Consider the following 4,235-nt stretch of genomic DNA (forward strand, 5'->3'; position numbering starts at 1 on the left):
GCATCCATGCGGCTCGCCCTGGAATCCCTCATTCGCTCAGCGAGTTAGGATGTCGCTTCAACACCCGCGCTTCAGCAGCGATGCATTCTCTTGGCTCACAATTGCTATAAATCCCGTAGGGTCGCCATTTATGGTGACCTGGTGCGTATAAATTCGCACCCTACGAAAAACCAATTCGGGGATTGTTATCCCTGGCGACCCGTTTTATCGACCCTGCACATACACCTGCAAATTGACATACACCGCATTCAGCAACGGCGTCACCACGCCGCTGCGTGCGCCGCGCACCAGCAGATCGCCAATCACCTGATCGGCCTCAATCTCAAAGCCCTGAGTTAAATCGCGATACATTGACGAGGTCATCGCTGCTTGGGGATTGTTTAGCGTCTCATAAATCTTCGCCGTCACCGCCGGGCGCTGCTGATAACCTTCCGCACTCAGCACCGCCAACACTTCACCAAAAACAGTTTGCAGCAGCGCTTCGCCGCCTTGTGACGTCAGCACCTGTTGCGTATTACCGCGCGCGAGACAACACACCGCACCCAAGGTGCTGAGCAGCAACCATTTTTCCCACAGCTCGCTGATGATGTTATCGGCAAACACCGTATCAAACTGCGCCGCACGCAGCGCTTCATCCACGCGCTGCAAACGCGCATCGTTGTGACCGTCCAGCGCGCCGTAATAGAGGATATGCAGCGGCGTCATCTGCAGCACTTCGCCGTTTTCACCCAGCGTGGCGTTGATTTTGCACAAGCCGCCAATCACCTTGTCGCCAAAGCGCGCGCGCAGCGTATCGATATGTCGCATGCCGTTGAGGATCGGCATGATCAGCGTGTCCGGACCGACAGCGGGCGCGATGTCGGTCATCGCCTGATCCAGCGCGAAGCTTTTCACCGTCAAAATAATCAGGTCAAAATGCCCCGAAAGCGAACCGGCCTGCGCCAGCTGTGGCTGAATCACTTCGCTGCCTGATGGCGTTTTCAGCACCAGACCGGTTTGCTGCAACTGCTGAAAGCGGCGCTCGCGCACCAGAAAAGTCACATCACGTCCTGCTTGCGCCAGACGCGCGCCGAAATAGCCGCCGGTGGCGCCGGCACCGACTACCAGAATACGCATGGTCAATTTTCCCGTTGAGAGTGAAAGCCTTACCTTAAAGTGAGCGGCGATGGCTTTCCAGCCCGTAAATGCTGAATCAGAGACAAGATTTTAACGATGTTTAAAAAAGGCTCAAACTGTTCGTATTTACTCGTACAATAGGTTTAGGCTGTTGCGCAGCGGCGGGCAATGGTGCGCGCCGCAGAACGAGTCGAATGACTAAGGACGCATCATGCCCCGAACCCTCCCCATCGAACGTTATCGCAACATCGGCATCTCCGCGCACATCGATGCCGGTAAAACCACCACCACTGAGCGCATCCTGTTTTACACCGGAATGAGCCACAAGTTAGGTGAAGTGCACGATGGCGCGGCAACCACCGACTGGATGGCGCAGGAGCAGGAGCGTGGTATCACCATTACCTCGGCGGCGGTGAGCTGCTTCTGGCCAGGCATGGACGGCAGCTTTACGCCGCACCGCATCAACATCATCGATACGCCCGGACACGTCGATTTCACCATCGAAGTTGAGCGCTCAATGCGCGTGCTAGATGGCGCGGTGATGGTGTATGACGCGGTTGGCGGCGTGCAGCCCCAGTCTGAAACCGTGTGGCGCCAGGCTAACAAATATCATGTGCCGCGCATCGCCTTCGTCAACAAAATGGATCGTCAGGGCGCGGACTTCTTCCGCGTGGTGCAGATGATGAAAGACCGTCTGCACGCCAATCCGGTGCCGATCGTCATTCCTATTGGTGCGGAAGAGCACTTCAGCGGCGTGGTCGATCTCAACAAAATGCGCGCCATTTACTGGGACGACGCCAGCCAAGGCATGAGCTTCAGCTATGCGCCAATTCCTGCTGAGCTACAGGCACTTGCCGCCGAGTGGCGCGAGAACATGGTGGCAGCAGCGGCCGAAGCCAGCGAAGCGCTGATGGATCGCTATCTGGAGCAGGGCGATCTCAGTGAAGACGAGGTGATTGCCGGATTGCGTCAGCGCACGTTGCTCGGTGAAATCCAGCCGATGCTGTGCGGCAGCGCGTTCAAAAACAAAGGCGTGCAGCGCATGCTCGACGCGGTGATTGAACTGATGCCTTCGCCGCTCGACGTACCGGCGGTGAGCGGCGTAAATGAGCAGGGCGAACACGACGAACGTCATGCGGATGACAGCGAGCCGTTCTCGGCGCTGGCGTTCAAACTGATGAGCGATCCCTACGTCGGACAGCTGACTTTCGTGCGCGTCTACTCCGGCGTGCTGCGCAAAGGTGACAGCGTGTGGAACGCGGTGAAAGGGCGCAAAGAGCGCATCGGTCGCATCGTTCAGATGCAGGCCAATGACCGTATCGAAATCGATGAGATTCGTGCCGGCGATATCGCCGCCTGCGTGGGGTTGAAAGAGGTCACCACCGGCGAAACGCTGTGCGATCCTAATGCGGTGATCACACTGGAGCGCATGGCGTTTCCCGATCCGGTGATTTCGCTGTCGATTGAGCCGAAAACCAAGAGCGATCAGGAGAAAATGGGCCTGGCGCTGCAGCGGCTGGCGGCCGAAGATCCGTCGTTCCGTCTGCACACCGATGAGGAATCGGGCCAGACGATCATTTCCGGTATGGGCGAACTGCATCTGGAGATTATCGTGGATCGCATGAAGCGCGAGTTTGGCGTGGAAGCCAACATCGGTCGGCCACAGGTGACCTATCGCGAAACCATCCGCAAAACGGTGCGTGACGTGGAAGGCAAGTTTGTGCGCCAGTCGGGCGGTAAAGGTCAATACGGCCATGTGGTGCTGACGCTGGAACCGCAGCAGGCGGGTGCCGGATTTGCCTTTGAAGACGCCACCAAAGGCGGCGTGGTGCCGCGCGAGTTCATCCCTTCGGTGGAGAAGGGGATTCGTGAAGCGCTCAACAGCGGCGTGCTGGCCGGTTATCCGGTGGTGGACATCAAAGCCACGCTGACGTTTGGTTCGTACCACGATGTCGATTCATCGGAAATGGCATTCCGTATGGCGGCGATCTTTGGTTTCAAAGCCGCCGCGAAACGGGCCGATCCGGTGATCCTCGAACCGCTGATGCAGGTGGAAGTAGAAACGCCGGAAGAGTATGCCGGTGGCGTGATGGGCGATTTATCGTCGCGGCGCGGTACGCTGCAAGGCATGGATGAACGCTTTGGTGCGCGCATTATTCGCGCCGAAGTGCCGCTGTCCGAGATGTTTGGCTACGCCACCACACTACGATCGATGTCGCAAGGCCGCGCAACCTACAGCATGGAGTTTGCGCACTATGCGGAAGCACCCCGCAACGTGGCTGAAAGCATCATCGCCGCACGCGCCTAAGCTTTAGTGTGAAATCAGACCGGGCACAGGGGTAACACTTCTTGCCCGGCCTACTTTTAAATCGACCTGTCGACCGCGTGAGTCATTTAGCACCAAAAATGGACAGTTAATTTCCGCCAGGAAGCCGATAGTATTCGCAGAATCAGGGATATTTATCGGAAATTAATCATGGATGTCATTTATCTGGATCAGTCTTGCTATCACCAGCAGGGCTTAATTGCGCTGCTGGAACATTCAAGTATCACTTGCTGTAATACGCTTCGTGAAATGAAGACGCTGATAAGTGACAGGGAAAAAACCGCCAGCCTTTCACCGATCATTATTTTTGATTTGCCGGTAAACTTCCGCACGGCGCTGGCTCAGATAGATTATCTGACCAGAATGAAAATCACCTTAAATGCGACGCTGATTTTCTTTTCAGATTCAGTAAAAAACAAAATTAATTACAGCACTCATGCCATCACAGCCGATTGTTTTATCGATAAAAGATCTCCAATCGGCACCATCAGTACCCAGCTGGCGATGATGCTGTGCCAGCATAAAAACGGCCAGTTGCTGGCTGCTCCCGCCATCAATGATCATTTAACCCGTAAAGAATTTAACTTCCTGCGTTGTTTATTCACGTACGAATCGATTGAAGGCGTGGCGAAGATAACCGGTATAAATAAAAAAACGCTCTATAGCCATCAGAATAAAATCGTTAAAAAACTTAATCTGAAAAACAGCCTGCATCTCTATCAGCGTTTTACCAATAATTTTTAAAGCATCCATCCTTACGACCGCCATTATCGCGCACCCTACAATGTAGGGT

The 4,235-nt window shown here is 55.0% G+C and carries 3 protein-coding genes; 2 read left to right on the forward strand and 1 reads right to left on the reverse strand.

Annotation, left to right across the window (positions count from 1 at the left end; translation table 11 throughout):
• Window positions 1–204: 204 nt before the first annotated feature.
• Window positions 205–1,116 carry a ketopantoate reductase family protein gene (locus tag RTM06_RS01665; RefSeq protein WP_312179483.1) on the reverse strand — a complete coding sequence of 304 codons (912 nt, stop codon included), beginning with the start codon at window positions 1,114–1,116 and terminating at the stop codon, window positions 205–207.
• Window positions 1,117–1,327: 211 nt separating this feature from the next.
• On the opposite strand from RTM06_RS01665, the gene fusA reads away from it, so the two are divergent.
• The gene (gene fusA, locus RTM06_RS01670) at window positions 1,328–3,424 is read left to right on the forward strand and encodes an elongation factor G (RefSeq protein WP_312179485.1); all 2,097 of its coding nucleotides are present in this window, start codon (window positions 1,328–1,330) and stop codon (window positions 3,422–3,424) included.
• A 168-nt stretch (window positions 3,425–3,592) separates the two neighbouring features.
• Entirely contained in the window at window positions 3,593–4,186 is a 594-nt protein-coding gene (locus RTM06_RS01675; protein ID WP_312179486.1) for a LuxR C-terminal-related transcriptional regulator, read from the forward strand.
• Window positions 4,187–4,235 lie beyond the last annotated feature (49 nt).

Source organism: Pantoea sp. CTOTU46764 (genome assembly GCF_031974595.1).
Taxonomy (GTDB): domain Bacteria; phylum Pseudomonadota; class Gammaproteobacteria; order Enterobacterales; family Enterobacteriaceae; genus Pantoea; species Pantoea trifolii.

Excerpts from the sequence above, each read along its gene's own strand:
- RTM06_RS01665 (WP_312179483.1), bottom strand. The coding sequence starts at position 1,116 with ATGCGTATTCTGGTAGTCGGTGCCGGCGCCACCGGCGGCTATTTCGGC.
- fusA (WP_312179485.1), top strand. The coding sequence starts at position 1,328 with ATGCCCCGAACCCTCCCCATCGAACGTTATCGCAACATCGGCATCTCC.
- RTM06_RS01675 (WP_312179486.1), top strand. The coding sequence starts at position 3,593 with ATGGATGTCATTTATCTGGATCAGTCTTGCTATCACCAGCAGGGCTTA.